This window comes from Pseudoflavonifractor sp. An187, assembly GCF_002160275.1.
In the GTDB taxonomy this organism is placed as follows: domain Bacteria; phylum Bacillota; class Clostridia; order Oscillospirales; family Oscillospiraceae; genus Enterenecus; species Enterenecus faecium.
Genome location: NZ_NFKG01000015.1, coordinates 35,441 through 52,259 on the forward strand (window position 1 = coordinate 35,441; position 16,819 = coordinate 52,259).

18 protein-coding genes are annotated in these 16,819 nt (G+C 61.2%); 12 read left to right on the forward strand and 6 right to left on the reverse strand.

The window, feature by feature from the left end; translation table 11 throughout:
• The first annotated feature begins 593 nt into the window (after window positions 1-593).
• From B5F22_RS07845 to B5F22_RS07855, 3 genes are all read left to right on the forward strand, one after another.
• Window positions 594-1,598: an ATP-binding cassette domain-containing protein gene (locus tag B5F22_RS07845; protein WP_087392130.1), complete on the forward strand. Its 1,005-nt coding sequence runs from the start codon at window positions 594-596 to the stop codon at window positions 1,596-1,598.
• 58 nt (window positions 1,599-1,656) lie between these two features.
• On the forward strand, window positions 1,657-2,358 hold the full coding sequence (locus tag B5F22_RS07850; RefSeq protein WP_087232820.1) for a methionine ABC transporter permease: 702 nt from the start codon (window positions 1,657-1,659) through the stop codon (window positions 2,356-2,358).
• Between the two features lie 444 nt (window positions 2,359-2,802).
• A complete protein-coding gene (locus B5F22_RS07855) occupies window positions 2,803-3,612 on the forward strand; it encodes a MetQ/NlpA family ABC transporter substrate-binding protein (protein WP_087392131.1) in 810 nt (269 codons plus the stop codon).
• 3 nt (window positions 3,613-3,615) lie between these two features.
• On the opposite strand, the gene spoIIR is transcribed toward B5F22_RS07855, so the two are convergent.
• From spoIIR to B5F22_RS07880, 5 genes are all read right to left on the reverse strand, one after another.
• The gene (gene spoIIR, locus B5F22_RS07860) at window positions 3,616-4,239 is read right to left on the reverse strand and encodes a stage II sporulation protein R (protein ID WP_087392132.1); all 624 of its coding nucleotides are present in this window, start codon (window positions 4,237-4,239) and stop codon (window positions 3,616-3,618) included.
• Window positions 4,240-4,424: 185 nt separating this feature from the next.
• Complete coding sequence (gene ispE / locus B5F22_RS07865; RefSeq protein WP_087392133.1) at window positions 4,425-5,264, reverse strand: 4-(cytidine 5'-diphospho)-2-C-methyl-D-erythritol kinase; 840 nt, start codon at window positions 5,262-5,264, stop codon at window positions 4,425-4,427.
• Between the two features lie 15 nt (window positions 5,265-5,279).
• Window positions 5,280-5,882, reverse strand: coding sequence for a bifunctional phosphoserine phosphatase/homoserine phosphotransferase ThrH (gene thrH, locus B5F22_RS07870; RefSeq protein ID WP_087392134.1), 603 nt, complete (start codon window positions 5,880-5,882; stop codon window positions 5,280-5,282).
• Between the two features lie 27 nt (window positions 5,883-5,909).
• The gene (locus B5F22_RS07875) at window positions 5,910-7,073 is read right to left on the reverse strand and encodes an aminotransferase class I/II-fold pyridoxal phosphate-dependent enzyme (protein ID WP_087392142.1); all 1,164 of its coding nucleotides are present in this window, start codon (window positions 7,071-7,073) and stop codon (window positions 5,910-5,912) included.
• Window positions 7,073-7,552: an Lrp/AsnC family transcriptional regulator gene (locus tag B5F22_RS07880; protein WP_087232725.1), complete on the reverse strand. Its 480-nt coding sequence runs from the start codon at window positions 7,550-7,552 to the stop codon at window positions 7,073-7,075. The genes B5F22_RS07875 and B5F22_RS07880 overlap by 1 nt, the downstream gene beginning before the upstream one ends.
• Before the next feature lie 259 nt (window positions 7,553-7,811).
• On the opposite strand from B5F22_RS07880, the gene B5F22_RS07885 reads away from it, so the two are divergent.
• From B5F22_RS07885 to B5F22_RS07925, 9 genes are read left to right on the forward strand one after another with little or no spacing between them, the layout of a single operon-like run.
• Entirely contained in the window at window positions 7,812-8,132 is a 321-nt protein-coding gene (locus tag B5F22_RS07885; RefSeq protein ID WP_087232722.1) for a hypothetical protein, read from the forward strand.
• A complete protein-coding gene (locus B5F22_RS07890) occupies window positions 8,129-9,163 on the forward strand; it encodes a V-type ATPase subunit (protein WP_087392135.1) in 1,035 nt (344 codons plus the stop codon). Before B5F22_RS07885 ends, B5F22_RS07890 begins: the two co-directional genes overlap by 4 nt.
• A gap of 11 nt (window positions 9,164-9,174) precedes the next feature.
• Complete coding sequence (locus B5F22_RS07895; protein ID WP_087392136.1) at window positions 9,175-11,076, forward strand: V-type ATPase 116kDa subunit family protein; 1,902 nt, start codon at window positions 9,175-9,177, stop codon at window positions 11,074-11,076.
• Window positions 11,077-11,112: 36 nt separating this feature from the next.
• On the forward strand, window positions 11,113-11,547 hold the full coding sequence (locus B5F22_RS07900) for an ATP synthase subunit C (protein WP_087232712.1): 435 nt from the start codon (window positions 11,113-11,115) through the stop codon (window positions 11,545-11,547).
• 12 nt (window positions 11,548-11,559) lie between these two features.
• Window positions 11,560-11,865, forward strand: a complete 306-nt coding sequence (locus B5F22_RS07905) for a V-type ATP synthase subunit F (RefSeq protein ID WP_087232709.1) — start codon at window positions 11,560-11,562, stop codon at window positions 11,863-11,865.
• 40 nt (window positions 11,866-11,905) lie between these two features.
• Window positions 11,906-12,523, forward strand: coding sequence for a V-type ATP synthase subunit E (locus B5F22_RS07910; RefSeq protein ID WP_158096653.1), 618 nt, complete (start codon window positions 11,906-11,908; stop codon window positions 12,521-12,523).
• Between the two features lie 15 nt (window positions 12,524-12,538).
• Window positions 12,539-14,302: a V-type ATP synthase subunit A gene (locus tag B5F22_RS07915; protein ID WP_087392138.1), complete on the forward strand. Its 1,764-nt coding sequence runs from the start codon at window positions 12,539-12,541 to the stop codon at window positions 14,300-14,302.
• Between the two features lie 10 nt (window positions 14,303-14,312).
• Window positions 14,313-15,710 carry a V-type ATP synthase subunit B gene (locus B5F22_RS07920; RefSeq protein ID WP_087392139.1) on the forward strand — a complete coding sequence of 466 codons (1,398 nt, stop codon included), beginning with the start codon at window positions 14,313-14,315 and terminating at the stop codon, window positions 15,708-15,710.
• A 30-nt stretch (window positions 15,711-15,740) separates the two neighbouring features.
• A complete protein-coding gene (locus tag B5F22_RS07925; RefSeq protein ID WP_087232697.1) occupies window positions 15,741-16,349 on the forward strand; it encodes a V-type ATP synthase subunit D in 609 nt (202 codons plus the stop codon).
• Between the two features lie 53 nt (window positions 16,350-16,402).
• On the opposite strand, the gene B5F22_RS12305 is transcribed toward B5F22_RS07925, so the two are convergent.
• Window positions 16,403-16,819, reverse strand: a 417-nt coding sequence (locus B5F22_RS12305; protein WP_087392140.1) for a hypothetical protein, incomplete at its 5' end; no start/stop codon positions are given.

A 16,819-nucleotide genomic window follows, 5' to 3' on the forward strand; every position in this document is an offset into this window, starting at 1 on the left:
GCCTTCCCCCGCCTTGTGGAATCCACCCCGCGGTACTGGATGGGTGTGCAACCTCCTCTGCTCGGCCCTTGGCCCGGTGGGGTCACATAGATGGCATGGAATTTCCACAGAATGCACCTGCTTGTTGTGGAACATTATGCTTCTACCGCCAGGGCCTTACCCTGGTGTGCAACTGTTCCCAGTTGCCGGAGGTTTGGCTCCCGGCGGCGGGAACGCCGCTTCTCCAGAGTAGGCCCGGAGGTGGAAACCACCCAGTCATAGGGCCAGTTGCCATGGTGGCTTGGTGTGGTGGCAGAGACAGGGGCCACAGCAAGGGTGACGGGCCGAACACCAGCTTGACGCATTGACAGCCTCGTACCCCAAGGGAGGTACCTAGGGGGGAACGCCCTAGGCGGGTTTTGGTGACTTTTGCCCGAACAAAAGTCACCCCAGCGCCAGCGTCCCCGGCTGGGACGCAGGTTTGCGCCGGAGAAATCGGAGAAGTAGAGACTTCTAAAGCAGAGGAGGAGACAATGGGATGTATGCCCTATTGACACAGTAGGAAAATTGTCATAGAATCAAACCACTGTTTGAAAACAAAGGGAGAAGATCCTATGATTGAGTTAAAACATATCACAAAACGCTTCCCCACCGCCGAAGGAGCGTTCACCGCCCTGAACGATGTGTCCCTGACCATTGGAGACGGGGATATCTTCGGCATCGTGGGCATGAGCGGAGCGGGCAAGTCCACTCTGGTGCGCTGCCTGAACCTGCTGGAGCGTCCCAGCGAGGGACAGGTGGTCATTGACGGGGAGGACCTGTGTGCCATGTCCACCAAGGAGCTGACCCGCCGCCGTCGGTCCATCAGCATGATTTTCCAGCACTTCAACCTGCTCATGCAGCGCACCTGCCTGGACAACATCTGCTTCCCCATGGAGATTGCGGGGAAGAAGGGGCCTGAGGTGAAGAAAAAGGCGAAAGAGCTGCTGGAGATTGTGGGCCTGCCGGACAAGGCAGATGCCTACCCCGCCCAGCTCTCCGGCGGCCAGAAGCAGCGCATTGCCATTGCCCGGGCTCTGGCCTCCGACCCCAAAATTCTGCTGTGTGACGAGGCCACCTCCGCCCTGGACCCCAAGACCACCCGGGACATTTTGCGCCTCATCCAGGACATCAACCGCCGTCTGGGTATCACCGTGGTCATCATCACCCACGAGATGGGGGTCATCGAGGAGATCTGTTCCCATGTGGCCATTCTGGACCACGGCGTGCTTCAGGAGACGGGGACGGTGGAGGAGACCTTCTCCAACCCCAAGACCGAGGCGGGCCGCCGTCTGGTGTACCCCGACGGGGTCATCCTTGACCAGCTGCCTGCGGCCAACGTCATCCGCATCGCCTTCAACGGAAGCTCCTCCTACGAGCCGCTGATTGCCTCCCTGGCCATGGACTGCCAGGTGAAGGTGAATATCCTGGGCGCCGACACCCGCAACGTGGACGGTAAGGCCTTCGGCACCATGCTGTTGGGCCTGCCGGAAAACGCAGAGGAGCGGGAGCGGGCCATCCAGTACATCAAGAATCAACCCAATGTGACCATGGAGGAGGTGCACGACTATCATGGATGAACTGTTTGGAACCCTGTTCGGCAACACACCCCTGAGCCAACAGCTCATGTATCTGCAAATGGAGCTGGGCACCGCCATCTGGGAGACCATCTACTCCACCATCGTGGCCACCTTCTTCTCCTACGTCATCGGCCTGCCCCTGGGCGTGATTCTGGTCACCGGGGAGAAGGGCGGCGTGCGCCCCCTGCCCGGCTGGCTGATGAAGGTGCTCAACACCGTGGTAAACCTCCTGCGCTCCGTGCCCTTCCTCATCCTCATGGTTATGGTCATCCCCCTGTCCCGGATGATTCTGGGCACTTCGGTGGGCACCACCGCCTCTATCATCCCCCTGATCTGTGCCGCCTTCCCCTTTGTGGCACGCCTGGTGGAGGCCTCCCTGCGGGAGACCGACAAGGGCATTCTGGAGGCCGCCCAGGCCATGGGCTGCACCCCCATGCAGATCATCCGCAAGGTGATGCTGCCGGAGGCCCTGCCCTCCCTCCTCATCGGCTTCACCACCGCCTTTATCACCATTTTGAGCTATGGCGCCATGTCCGGCGCCATCGGCGGCGGCGGTCTGGGCAGCCTGGCCATCAACTACGGCTACCAGCGCAAGATGTATTTCATCCTCTATGTGTCCGTGGTGATTTTGGTGGTCATGGTCCAGGTGTTCCAGTCCCTGGGCACCCATTTCGCTGTGGCTCTGGACCGCCGGGTCACCAACAAGCGAGGCAAGTCTGCCCGGAAAGCACACCGGGGCGAGAAGGCCGGACTCCAATAATGTGTGTAAAACCGAGAGGGCGAAACGCTCTCTCGGTTTATGTTTTGTGCAATGCGCTGGTTGACAACTGGGGTGGAGGAGGTTATACTTTTGCCCAGTAAAACAAAATACGGTTTCACAAAGGCAATGAAGAGAAGAGTAGGCGTGAAGATACGGCACAGAGAGCCCGGGTAGCTGCAAACGGGTACGGAAGGTCACGGTGAACATGGTCTCGGAGCTGCGCACCGACTGCAAGGGCCCTTGCATAGGCTGCGACGGGAGTGCCCGTCATCGCACAGGAGTATCGGATGGTAGTAGCTGACCCTCCCGCACTCTCTAAGGCGACGTTCCGTGAGGGGGTCGTGAACCAAGGTGGTACCACGAAGCGAAGGCTCTCGTCCTTGACAGAATTGGATTTCTGTTAAGGGCGTTTTTGTTTTATGTATCGAAAAAGGAGAGGTTTTTATGAAAAAGAAGATTTTAGCTCTGACCCTGGCCTGTGCGGCCACTCTGTCCCTGCTGGCTGGCTGCGGCGGCAAGAAAGACGACAAGACCGTGGTGGTGGGCGCTTCCCCCACTCCCCACGCCGGCATTTTGGAGGTGGCCAAGGACATCATGGCCGAAGAGGGATACACCCTGGAGATCAAGACCTTCAACGACTACATCATGCCCAACGAGGCGGTGGAGGACGGCTCCATTGACGCCAACTACTTCCAGCACATCACCTACATGAACGACTTCAATGCCAGCAACGGCACCCACCTGGTGAGCGTGGCCGAGATCCACTACGAGCCCTTCGGCCTGTACGCGGGCAAGACCGCTTCCATTGACGCTCTGCCCGACGGCGCTCAAATCGCCGTGCCCAACGACGCCACCAACGAGGCCCGGGCTCTGCTGCTGCTGGAGCAGGAGGGGCTCATCACCCTGAACAAGGACGCCGGCATCAACGCCACCATCCTGGACATTGTGGACAACCCCAAGAACCTGGAGATCGTGGAGCTGGAGGCCGCCCAGATTCCCTCCCGTCTGGCGGACGTGGACCTGGCGGTCATCAACGGCAACTATGCCATCGGGGCTGGACTGAAGGTGTCCGACGCCCTGGCCATTGAGTCCGCCGACGGTGCTGCCGCTACCGCCTATGTCAACGTCCTGGCGGTGAAAGAGGGCCGGGAGAACGATGAGGCCATCCAGGCTCTGGTGAAGGCCCTCAAGTCCGACGAGGTCAAGGAGTACATGGAGGAGACCTATCAGGGCGCTGTGGTACCTGTATTCTAAGGGTTACCCCTGAAACTTCTGCACCAGGCTGTCCCACCACTCTAAGACCTTGAAGCGCAGCACATATTCCCCGTCCTGGCCGGAGATGAGGGAGATCTGGTCCTCACTGAGGACCCCGGAGGCGGAGGTCTCCACGCTCTCCTCACTCACCGACCCCACACACAGAGGGGGGTACACCACGCACCACCAGTTGTGGCCTACCCCGTCCCCCAGAATCACCTGGAGGGAGCGGTAGGTCCCGGCGGGCAGCGCGAAGTCGGTGTACTCCCGGGTGGGGAACCACACGTCCTGGATGGACACAGTGATGGGGTAGTCCATCCCCGCTTCACGGAGTACCTGTGCCCCCGCCTGAGCCAGTTCTTCCAAATGGGGCTCCAGGGCCTGCTGGGCTTGCTGCTGACCCTGCACCCCATCCAGATAGGGGGTGGCGGCGGAGAGAATGGCGTCCCGCACCTGGAGCTTCACCGCCTGATCGGCGTCGCTGTCCGAGTTGGCCACCACGTGGAGGCGCAGCACCTCGTCGGCCAGGGCGCTCTGGGTGACGCTGGCCCACATGCCGATGGTGAGGAGGATGGCGAAGGCCATGAGAAGGGCCGCTTCCCAGCGGTACAAACGATGGGTATACATAAAAAACACCGTCCTAAGTAAGAGATTGAAGTCTCTTACAGTATGGACGGTGTTTTTATTGTTTAGTCCAAAAAATGCAAGCATTTTTTAAGTTGATCCGTAGGGGAGGGGCTTGCCCCTCCCGAATATCACAGGGCAATGTCCGGCTGCTTGCGGGCCGGACAAGCCCGGCCCCTACGGTGTTCTCAGCAGGGCTGGCACACAAATACGTCTTTGTACTGCCCCCCCAGCACCTGGGCGGCCTTGCGGGCGGTGCCCTCGTCCTGGTAGAGCCCAAACACAGTGGGGCCGCTGCCCGACATGACAGCCCCCAGAGCGCCGTACTCAATGAGGGTGGACTTGATCTCGTCCACCGTCTGGCGGTGGCGGGGCTCCAGCACGTCCTCAAAGACGTTGTACAGCCGCCGTGCCACCCCCTGCAAGTCTCCCGCCTCCAGGGCCTTCACCAGTCCCTGGGTGTCGGGGCGGCAGGTGATCTTCTTCACATTCACCCGGCCAAACAACTGGGGGGTGGAGATGGGGAAGGGGGGCTTGCACACCACGATATAGCAGGGAGGCAGGGGGGAGATGGGGGTGACCCGCTCCCCTCGGCCCTCCACCAGGGCAGTGCCCCCCACCACGCAGTAGGGCACGTCGGAACCCACGGTGGCTCCAATGTCCGCCAGTTCCAGAGGGGACAGATTGGTGTGGTACATCTCATTCATGGCCCGCAGCACGGCGGCGGCGTCAGAGCTGCCCCCCGCCATGCCCGCACACACAGGGATGTGCTTGTCAATGTGGATGTCCAGCACCTCCCCCTGCCCGGTGGCAGAGCGGAAGGCAGCGGCGGCTTTTTGGGCCAGATTGCTGCCGTCGGAGGGTAGAAAGGACAGGTTGGTGGACATACTCCCCTCACCGGGGGTGAGAGTGAGGGTGTCGGTGAGGTCGATGGACACCATCACCATCTGCAAGTCGTGGAAGCCATCTTCCCGGCGGCGGAGAATGTCCAGGGACAGATTCAGCTTGGCATAGGCTTGTTTTTCCATGTGCACCCTCCAGCCTTAGTCCATGGCGGCCTCAATGGCCTCCAGCAGCTCATGGTACTCCTCCAGGGCGGGCACCTCCGGGTGTTCGGCCTGGATGGCGGGGGTGCTCTTGAAGAGGAACCCGGCCTTGCTGGCCCCGATCATGCCCAGGTCGTTGTAGCTGTCCCCAGCGGCGATGGTGGTAAAGCCCGCCGATTGCAGGGCCTTCACCGTGGTGAGCTTGGACTGGGGACAGCGCATCTGGTGCCCGGTGATGGTGCCGTCCGGGGCCACCTCCAGGGTGTTGCAGAAGATGGTGGGCCAGCCCAATTTTTTCATCAGGGGCTGGGCGAACTGCTCGAAGGTGTCGCTGAGGATGATGACCTGGGTCTTCTCCCGCAGAGCGTCCAGGAACTCCTTGGCCCCGGGCAGAGGGTCCAGGGTGGCGATGGTCTCCTGGATGTCGGACAGTTTCAGTCCGTGCTGAGCCAGAATGTCCAGGCGATAGCGCATCAGCTTGTCGTAGTCCGGTTCATCCCGGGTGGTGCGCTCCAGTTCGGGGATGCCCCGGGCCTGGGCGAAGGCAATCCAGATCTCAGGGACCAGCACGCCCTCCAAATCCAGACAGGTGATGTACATAGCCGGTTCCTCCTTTTTCATATATGGTTACAGGGTGCCCAAGAACCGCTCCAGGCGGGTGAGGGCCTCGGTGAGGTTTTTCATGGAGGCGGCGTAGCAGGCCCGCACAAAGCCCTCGCCGCCGGGTCCGAAGGCAGAGCCGGGGATGACTGCTACATGCTCCTGCTCCAGAAAACGGTCGCAGAACTCCTCACTGGACAGTCCGGTGGAGCGGATGCAGGGGAAGACGTAGAAAGCCCCCCGGGGCTCGAAGCAATCCAGCCCCAACTGGCGGAAGCCGTCCACCAGGAAACGGCGGCGGCCGTCGTACTCCTGCTTCATGGTCTCAATGTCCCGGTCCCCGTGCTCCATGGCCTCAATGGCGGCGTATTGGCTGGTGGTGGGGGCGGACATGATGCCGTACTGGTGCAGTTTGGTCATGGCGGCGATGAGCTCCTTGGGTCCGCACACGTACCCCATACGCCAGCCGGTCATAGAATATGCCTTGGAGAAGCCATTGATGACAATGGTGCGCTCGTACATGTCGGGAATGTTGGCCATGGACACGTGGTGCTGGCCATAGGTGAGCTCGGCATAGATCTCGTCGGACACCACCATAATATTGGTGCCCCGCAGCACCTCCGCCAGAGCCTCCAAATCCTCCCGGTGCATGATGCCGCCGGTGGGGTTGTTGGGGAAGGGGAGCACCAGAATCTTGGTGCGGGGAGTGATGGCGGCTTTCAGCTCCTCGGGGGTGAGGCGGAACTCATGTTCCACCTTGGTCTCCACGTACACGGGCACGCCGTGAATCATGGACACCAGGGGCCCGTAGCACACGAAGGAGGGGGTGGGGATGATGACCTCGTCCCCCGGCTCCAGCAGACAGCGGAAGGCCAAATCCAGGCCCTCACTGCCGCCCACGGTGACCAGGGTCTGGCCGATGGGCTGATAGTCCAAATCAAACCGCCGCTTCAGATAGCGGCAGATGGCCCGGCGCAGGTCGGAGAGTCCGGCGTTGGGGGTATACTTGGTAAAGCCCTTTTCCAGGGAGTAGATGCCCGCATCCCGGATGTGCCAGGGGGTCTGGAAGTCCGGCTCTCCCACGCCCAGGGAGATGGCGTCGTCCATCTCCGCCATGATGTCAAAGTATTTCCGAATGCCGGAGGGAGGCACTTCCTGAATGCGCTGGCTTAAAATCTGTTTATAATCCATCATTCCAATACGAACCTCTCTTCCTGTTCCTCCTGCACCGGGAAAATCAGGTGCTTCTCTTTGTATTTCTTCAGGATGAAGTGGGTGGCCGTGCCGGTGACGCCCTCCATGGGGGCCAGCTTCTCACCCACGAACCGGGCCACCTCCTGCAAGGTGCGCCCCGAGATGATGACGGTGAAGTCGAAGGAACCGCTCATCAAAAAGAGGGATTCCACTTCATCATATTGGTAAATGCGCTGGGCAATGCGGTCGAAGCCGTCGCCCCGCTGGGGGGTGACCTTCACCTCAATGAGGGCGGTGACAGACTCCCGGTGGGTACGGTCCCAGTCCACAATGGCCTTGTAGCCCAGAATCACACGATTCTTCTCGTAGTCGGCAATGGCTGCTGCCACGTCCTCCTGGGTAGAACCGGTCATAGATGCCAATTGGGCGGGGGTGAGGGTGCAATCATTTTCCAAAAGTTGCAGCAGCTGTTTCATGGTACGTCCTCCTTTGCTTATTTCACCGCTTTTTCTCCCTGCAACCCGGGGGTTGTATGGAGAAATGTGGTTGAAACGTATTATACACTTTACCATAGTGCAATGCAATCCCCATTGTGGGGCGGGAAAAAGCAGGATTTTGTTTCTTGCAAGATTTGTAAAAAGGTGCTTCCCATGGTGGGAGGGGAGTGGTATAATATGCAGTTGTGTGAATTGATACAAATTCATGGTGCAATTTAGAAAGAAGGAGGCAGTGTGGATGGACTATACCATGCTAATTGACCGAATTCTGGAAGCAGAACGATCTGCCCGGGATGTAGCGGAAGAGGTAAAGACCCAGAAAGCCAATTTCGAGGCAGAATTGGAGCAGGAAAAGGCTGCAATTCGACAGAAGTATCTGGATCGCGCCAAAGCCTGGCTGGAGGAGTTGAAAAGCCAGGAGGAAGAGAAGAAAGAGCAGCTGATTGCTGCCCAGAAGGTGCGTTTGGATGACGCAAACGCCAAAATGGAGCGGGCGTACACTCGGTATGGGGACAACTGGGTGCATACGTTGTTCCACCAGACGGTTGACATTCCGTGAGCGCCGGATATGAGGCCCTGGCCACCAAGGCCAAGGCCATCTATGGCAAGCGCATCACCCGGCAGGACCTGGAGCATCTGGCCGGGATGCGCTCGGTGGACGACGTGCTGGCCGAGCTGCGCCAGCTGCCCGGGTGGAGCCATGCAGCGGAGCATCTGCCCCAAGATGCTCTCTTGACCCGTGCCACCCTGGAGACCGCCCTGCGGGAGCAGATTCGCCGGGAGTACCTGAGCTTGATGGCCTTTGTGCCCCACAAGGACCGGGCCGTCATGGGCTTTCCCATTATGCGGGCGGGGATGGACGAGATCCTCACCGCTCTGCGCCACCTCCACGCCAGTATTTATAAGGAAGTGGAGCCGCTGCCCCCGGCCTTTATGAGCCACACCCGGGTGGATGTGCAGGCCCTGCGCCGCTGCACCACCTATGACGGGCTGGTGGAGGCCACGCGGGGAAGTATCTACCACGATGCCCTGGAGCGGCTGCGCTCCGCCGACGGTGCTCTGCCCGACTACGGCGTCACCGAGGCGCTGCTGAGCGGGGTATACTACCAAAAGCTCCAGTCCATCATCCGCCGGAAATACGACGGAGATGTGCGCCGGATTATGGAGAAATCCGTGGGAAGTCAGGTGGATATGCTCAACCTCATGCACATTTTGCGCATGAAGCGGTATTTCCCCCAGGAGGACAACTACCTGCCGGTGCTGCTGCCCTACCACTACAAGCTCAAGCCCCAGATGATTCACGCCATGTGCGCCGCCCCCAACGCTGAGGCGGTGCTGGAGCTGGCCCAGCAGACCCCCTATGGCCGCATCTTTGACCAGCATAGCGGGGAGGACTTGAATTATCTCTACACCGCCACCATTTACCGCACCAGCCGCCGCCAGCTGATGATGGGCAAACCCTCCATTTACAGCGCCGTGGCGCTGATGAACCTGCGAGAGATCGAGCTCAAAGCGGTGGTGTCCGCGGTGGAGGCGGCAAAATACCAGATGGCCCTGAATCCGTCCATACTGGACATGATGGACCGCTGAGGAGGGAGTACATGTCTGTTCAAGCAATGAAGTTTGTCACGGTCACAGGCCCGCTGCCGGAATTTGAAGCGGTGGTGCGCCAGTGTGTCGTGGACCGACCGTTTCACCCGGAGAGCGTGTTACAGGTGATGCACCGCAACAACCACCTGCGGTCCCTGAACATGCCCAACCAGGTGATGCCTCTGCTGCGGCAAGCAGAGGAAGTGCTCACCCGGCTGGAATTGGAGCCGGAATACCGCCCCTTTGCCGAGGGGGCAGACCTGGAAGAGGGCCAGAGATATCTGGATGACCTCACCCAGCAGCTGGACCAGATGGACCAGTGGGAGGAGGCCCTGCGCCAGGAGGAGGCGGACGACCGCTCTTCCGTGTCCCAGCTGGAGAAGCTGGCTGGCATCTCGGTGCAGCTGGACACCCTGCGCAACATGGACCACCTGTCCTTCCGCTTCGGGCACCTGCCTGAGGACAGCTACCGCACCTTCTCCGAGGTGCTGGACAAGCGAGAGGACTGCTTCTTCTTCCCCACCCACACGGAGAACAACCAAGTGTACGGCTGTTACTTCGCCCTCAAGGCCCGGGAGGAGAAGGTGGACGCCCTCTTTGACTCCATGCACTTTGTGCCTGTGCCCCTGGACGAGCGCCTGGGCGGCACCGCTCAGGAGGCCATTGAGGCCCTGCGCCACGAGATGGAGGACGACGAGCAGACCCTGGGACAGCTGAAAACCCAGCGCCAGGACCTGGCCCAGCAGCAGAAGGACCACCTCTTGAGCCTGCGGTCCTGGCTGTGCCGGGAAAACCAGGTCATGGAGATGCGCCGCTTCGGTGCCCGCTCCAAAGAGACCTTCTACCTCATGGGCTGGGTGCCCGAGGACGATCTGCCCGAGTTCTTGGCCCGGGTGGACGCCTATGGCAAGCTGGACTATGTGGTGGATAAGGCGGAGGAGACCGAGCTGACCCCGCCCACCAAGCTGAAAAATTCCCTGTTGGGCCGGATTTTCGAGCCCTTCCTGCGGATGTACGGCCTGCCCAACTACCACGAGTATGACCCGTCCTCCTTTATGGCCATCACCTACTGCATCTTCTTCGGCATCATGTTCGGAGACGTGGGGCAGGGCATTGGCCTGGCCCTCATCGGCCTGTTTTTAGCCACCAAAAAGCACATGTGGCTGGGGAAGATCATCGTCTGCTGCGGCATCTCCTCCACCATATTCGGATTTGTCTACGGCTCTGTGTTTGGCTTTGAGGACATCCTCCCAGGCTTTAAGATCCTGGAGGGCAACAATGTGGTGTACCTGCTGGTGGCCTCTCTGGCCATGGGCGTGGTGATGTTGGCCTTTGTGATGGTGCTCAATGTGCTCAACGGCATCCGTCAGCACGACTTTGATAAGATGTTCTTTGGCCCCAACGGCCTGGCCGGGATGGTGTTCTATTTAGGCCTCATCATTGCCGCTATGGTGACCCTGCTCACCGGGTTCAGCCTGTTCCGGGTGTGGTACGTCCTGCCGGTGCTGGTGCTGCCCCTGGTGCTCATCCTGTTCCGGGAGCCCCTGTCCGCACTGGCGGAGGGAAAAGAGGATTGGAAGCCCGAATCCCTGGGCGGCCTGCTGGTCTCCGGCTTCTTCGAGCTGTTTGAGACCCTGCTGTCCTTCCTCACCAACACCCTGTCCTTCCTGCGTGTGGGCGCCTATGCCATCACCCACGTGTGTCTGATGCTGGTTATCCACACCATGGCAGGGGCCAACCTCAACCCCATCGTCCTCATTCTGGGCAACCTGTTTGTCATGGGCTTTGAGGGCCTGCTGGTGGGCATCCAGGTGCTGCGTCTGGAATTCTACGAGCTGTTCGGCCGGTTCTATCAGGACAGCGGCCGGGAGTATAGCCCCCGCATCATCGACTATACGGCGAAAAATTCTTAATCCATCTCAAAAACACAAACATTGGAGGTCATTATTATGAAAATTATCCTGTTTATCCTGGGCTCCCTGATGCTGTTCCTGCCCCTGGTGACCATCGCGGTCAAGAAGCTCACCGGCGCTTCCGCCCGTCACGCCCTGCTGGGCAACATCGCCATGTTCTGCGGCCTGTTCGTGATTACCGCTGTGCTGGGCCTCACCGGGGCCTCCGCTGCCGCCCCTGACGCTGCCGCTGCCACTGGCGCCGCTGCGGACGGTCTGGCCACTGGTCTGAAGTACATCGGCGCCGGCCTGGCTGTGGGCCTGTCCGGCATCGGCGGCGGCATCGCCGTGTCCTCCTCCGCTTCCGCCGCTCTGGGCGCCATCTCCGAGAACGACTCCATGTTCGGTAAGTCCCTGATCTTCGTGGGTCTGGCCGAAGGCGTGGCTCTGTACGGCCTGATCATCGCCCTGGTGCTCCTTTTCGTATCCTAATGGAGACCACCCATGCGTTACTTTGTCATCTCCGATAATACGGACACCCAAGTGGGTCTGCGCCTGGCCGGAGTGGAGGGCGTGGTAGCCCGCAGCAAAGAGGAGGCGGAGAAGGCCATTCAAAAGGCTCTGGCCGACGACACGGTGGGCATTCTGCTCATCACCGAGAGCCTGGCCCAGCTGTGTGCCGACCAGCTGGGGGATTGGAAGATGAGTGGCCGCACCCCCCTGGTGGTGGAGATTCCAGACCGACATGGAACTCGCAACCACGATGCCATTGGCCGATACATCCGGGAGGCCATTGGAGTCAAGCTCTAACTGGACAGGCAAGTCCCATATGACAAGGAGGGATCTCAACATGCCAGAACAAACCGAAAAGCTGCTTCACTTCACCGAAGAGGTGGTGCGCAACGCCGCCCAGCAGAGTGAGCAGATGAAGAAAGAATTGGAAGAGGAGCGGGCTGCCGCTCTGGCGGAGGCCAAAATTGAGGCCAAGGACGCGGCCCGGTCCTATTACGACCGGGAGGCCGCTCGCATCCGGGCGGAGTCCGGCCGGGAGGTGTCCCGGCACCTGATGGACAGCAAGCGCCAGATTTACCTGCGCCGCAAGGAGATCACCCAGGAAGTGTTTGAGCAGGTGTGTGAGCGCATCCGCACCTTCACCGTCACCCCTGACTACTACGACCACATGGTGCAGATGCTCCGCCGTGCCATGGAGCAGCTGCCCGGGGCTCAGGCGGTGACGGTGCAGCTGCGGGGGGAGGACATGTCCTTTGCCCCCAAGCTCTCCGCCGCCCTGGCCCCGGTGAAGGTGGAGTGCCAGGAGGGGAGCTTCTCCCTGGGCGGCTTCATCCTCCAGTGCAGCCAGTTAGGGCTGCGGGTGGACTGCTCCTTCGACAACCGGCTGGACGAGCTGGCCGGCCACTTCGCCGAGTCCTTCGGGCTGTCCCTGTCCGATGACTTGGACGAGATGTAAGGAGGGGGAAGTGGAATGAGTGAATATCGCATTTACAGTGTCAACGGCCCTGTGGTAAAGGTGGTGGGCGGCAAAGGCCTGGCCATGATGGACATGGTGTTTGCCGGCGACCAGCAGCTCATCGGTGAAGTGGTGGGCGTGGAAGGGGATATGACCACTGTGCAGGTGTACGAGGACACCGCCGGACTGGCCCCCGGCCAGCCGGTCACCACCACCGGGTCCCCCATGGCCCTGATGCTGGGCCCCGGCCTGCTGGGCAACATCTTCGACGGCATCGCCCGCCCCTTGAAGAGCCTGGAGGCCATTTCCGGCCCCTTCCTGGGCCGAGGCGTCAACATCCCCGCCCTGGACCTTGAAAAGAAATGGGACGTGGAGATCACCGTGAAAGAGGGAGACCCCGTCAAGCCCGGCACCCTCTACGCCCAGTGCCAGGAGACCTCCGCCATCCTCCACCGCTGCCTCACCCCCGCCGGACTCAACGGCACCGTCACCCGGGTGGTGCCCAATGGCCCCTACACCGTGGAGGACGTGCTGGTGGAGGTCACCGATGCCCGGGGTAAGGTGACTCAGCTGAAGCTGGCCACCCGGTGCACCATCCGAGGCGCCCGGCCCATCGCCCAGCGTCTGCCCATCCACCGGCCCCTCATCACGGGTCAGCGGATTTTGGACACCCTCTTCCCCATCGGCAAGGGGGGCGCCGCCGCCATCCCCGGCCCCTTCGGCGCAGGCAAGACCATGACCCAGCACCAGCTGGCCAAGTGGTCGGACGCAGACATCATCGTCTACTTAGGCTGCGGCGAGCGTGGCAACGAGATGACCCAGGCCCTGGAGGAGTTCTCCGAGCTGAAGGACCCCCGCACCGGGCTGCCCCTGATGAACCGTACCATCTTGATTGCCAATACGTCCAATATGCCGGTGGCCGCCCGTGAGGCTTCGGTGTACACCGGTATGACCATTGCCGAGTATTACCGGGACATGGGCTACCACGTGGCCCTCATGGCCGACTCCACCTCCCGCTGGGCCGAGGCGCTCCGTGAGATCTCCGGCCGCCTGGAGGAGATGCCCGCCGAAGAGGGCTTCCCCGCCTACCTGGCCTCCCGTCTGGCCGAGTTCTACGAGCGGGCGGGCTATGTGGAGACCCTGGAGGGCAAGGAGGGCTCCGTCACCGTCATTGGCGCCGTGTCCCCCCAGGGCGGCGACTTCTCCGAGCCGGTGACCCAGAACACCAAGCGCTTTGTCCGCTGCTTCTGGGCCCTGGACCGCAGCCTGGCCTACGCCCGGCACTTCCCCTCCATCAACTGGCTCAACTCCTACTCGGAGTACACTGTGGATTTTAAGGACTGGTACAGTGAGAACGTCTCCCCGGACTTCGCCCCCTGCCGTCAGCGCATTGCCAACCTGCTGCGGGAGGAGAGCCAGCTCATGGAGATCGTCAAGCTCATTGGCTCGGACATTCTCCCTGAAAACCAGAAGCTCATCATGGAGACCGCCCGCCTCATCCGCCTGGGCTTCCTCCAGCAGAACTCCTACAACCCGGTGGACACCTACGTGCCCCTGAAAAAGCAGCTGCTGATGATGCAGACCATTCTGCGGCTCTACGACGGGGTGAAGGAGGGCATTGATCGCTCCATCCCCCTGTCCCAGTACACCGCCACCGGCATCTTCGACACGGTGGTGAAGATGAAGTACGAGATTCCCAACGAAGACCTGTCCAAGTTCGACGACTACGCCGCCATGATCGACAAAGCCCTGGAGCAGGTCAACACTGCCAATAGCTGAGGTGACTGCCATGAGATTGGAATATACCGGACTATCTGACCTGAACGGCTCCCTGGTGGCCCTGGAAGGGGTCTCCGGCGTGTCTTACGACGAGATGGCCGAGCTGGTGATGGCCGACGGCTCCCGCCGCTATGGCCGTGTCATTCTCATCGAGGGCGACCGGGCGGTGCTCCAGGTGTTTGAGGGCACCCGTGGCATCTCTCTGGAGAACACCTCCACCCACTTCACCGGAAAGCCCATGGACATTGCCCTGTCCAAGGAGATGCTGGGCCGTGTCTTTGACGGCGCGGGCCGCCCCATTGACGGCCTGGGCGAGCTGTACCCCGACGAGCGGCGCAACATCAACGGCTCCGCCATCAACCCGGTGAGCCGCCAGTACCCCCGCAGCTGCATCTACACCGGCGTGTCCGCCATCGACGGCACGTCTACCCTGATTCGTGGCCAGAAGCTGCCCATCTTCTCCGGCGCTGGTATGGCCCACAACGAGCTGGCCGCCCAGATGGTGCGCCAGGCCCACGTGGCCGGGGACGACGGGGAGTTCGCCATCGTGTTTGCCGCCATGGGCGTGAAAAACGACGTGGCCGAGTTCTTCCGCCGCAACTTTGAGGAGTCCGGGGCCCTGCCCCGGGTGGCCATGTTCCTGAACCTGGCCTCCGACCCCATCATTGAGCGTATCCTCACCCCCCGCTGCGCCCTCACCGCCGCCGAGTATCTGGCCTTCACCCACGGCTATCACGTGCTGGTGGTGATGACCGACATGACCTCCTACTGCGAGGCCGTGCGCGAGTTCTCCTCCTCCAAGGGCGAGATTCCCTCCCGAAAGGGCTTCCCCGCCTACCTGTACTCCGATTTGGCCTCCCTCTACGAGCGGGCGGGCATGATCGTGGGCAAGAAGGGCTCGGTGACCCAGGTACCCATTCTCACCATGCCCAACGACGACATCACCCACCCCATCCCCGACCTGACGGGCTACATCACCGAGGGCCAGATCGTGCTGGACCGGAACATGGACCAGTCCGGGGTCTATCCCCCCATCAACATCCTGTCCTCTCTGTCCCGTCTGATGAAGGACGGCATCGGTGAGGGCTACACCCGGGCCGACCACCCCGCCCTGTCCAACCAGCTGTTTGCCTCCTACTCCAAGGTGCAGGACGCCCGCAGCCTGGCCTCGGTCATCGGCGAGGATGAGCTGTCCCCCCTGGATCAGCAGTACCTGCGCTTTGGCCGGGCCTTCGAGCAGTACTTTGTCCGCCAGGGCCAGCAGGAGGACCGCACCCTGGAGCAGACCCTGGAGCTGGGCTGGGCCCTGCTGTCCATCCTGCCCAAAGGCGAGCTGGACCGTATCAGCGACAAGGAGCTGGAAGAGCACTACAAGGAAGGGGCCTTCGAGTCCCTGGGCGAGCTGTAATGGGACATGTGACGGAAAGGGGGTGGCCCAATGGCTGCCATTCTGCCCACCAAGGGTAACCTCATGGCCGCCAAGCGCTCCCGGGCGCTGGCAACCACCGGCTATGAGCTGATGGACCGGAAGCGGAACATTCTGGTCCGTGAAATGATGACACTGATGGAGGACGCCTCCCGCATCCAGCGGGAGATTGACCAGGTCTTCCAGTCCGCCTATATCGCCCTGGCCAAGGCAAACATCGAGCTGGGCCTGTGCGACCGCATCGCGGAGGGCGTGGAGCCGGACAACAGTCTGGACGTGCGCTGGCGCTCGGTGATGGGGGTGGAGCTGCCCCACATCCCGGACAACACCCCGCCCCTGAGCCCCACCTATGGCTTTGCCTATACGTCCCCCGCCTTCGACCAGGCTTACATTCAGTTTGCCAAGGTCAAGGACTTGACCCGGCGTATGGCGGAGGTGGAGATCTCCATCTACCGCCTGGCCCAGGCCATCAAGAAGGCCCAGAAGCGGGCCAACGCCTTGAAAAACATCGTCATCCCCGACCTGGACAACACCATTCGTTTCATCACTGAGGCGTTGGAGGAAAAGGAACGGGAAGAGTTTGTGCGCTTGAAGGTCATCAAGCGCCAGACGGGCAAATAACCGAAAAAAATACCCCTGAGACGCACAAACGAGTCTCAGGGGTATTTTTCTGCTTATTCGCTTCGGATGGTGTCCTGATTGGTGTTCTGGATGCCGTTCTCGTCCTGGGTGACGGTGATGGCATAGTCGTGAATCTCCCACAGGGAGGCAGCAGCTGGGATGGACAGATCCAGGGACAGGTGGACCACATTTCCTTTCAGGGTGATGCCGTCCTCCTCCCGGTAGACGGTGTAGGAGTCTTGGGCCAGCTCCAGCTGCTGGGTCACGCCGTTGTCACCCAGAAGGAACAGGGTGGAGGAGGAGCCGCTCTCGGTGTCTTTGGCGATGACAGCCGCATGGATGGGGGCGGTGTCCGGGCTGCCCACGGCGTAGTCCAGCAGCTCATAGCCGGGGTGGTCCTGGGAGAAGGTCTCCATAAAGGCCTCCGCCTCCTCCTCGTAGGGGTTGGGCGTGGGGGCCACCGTGGGGGG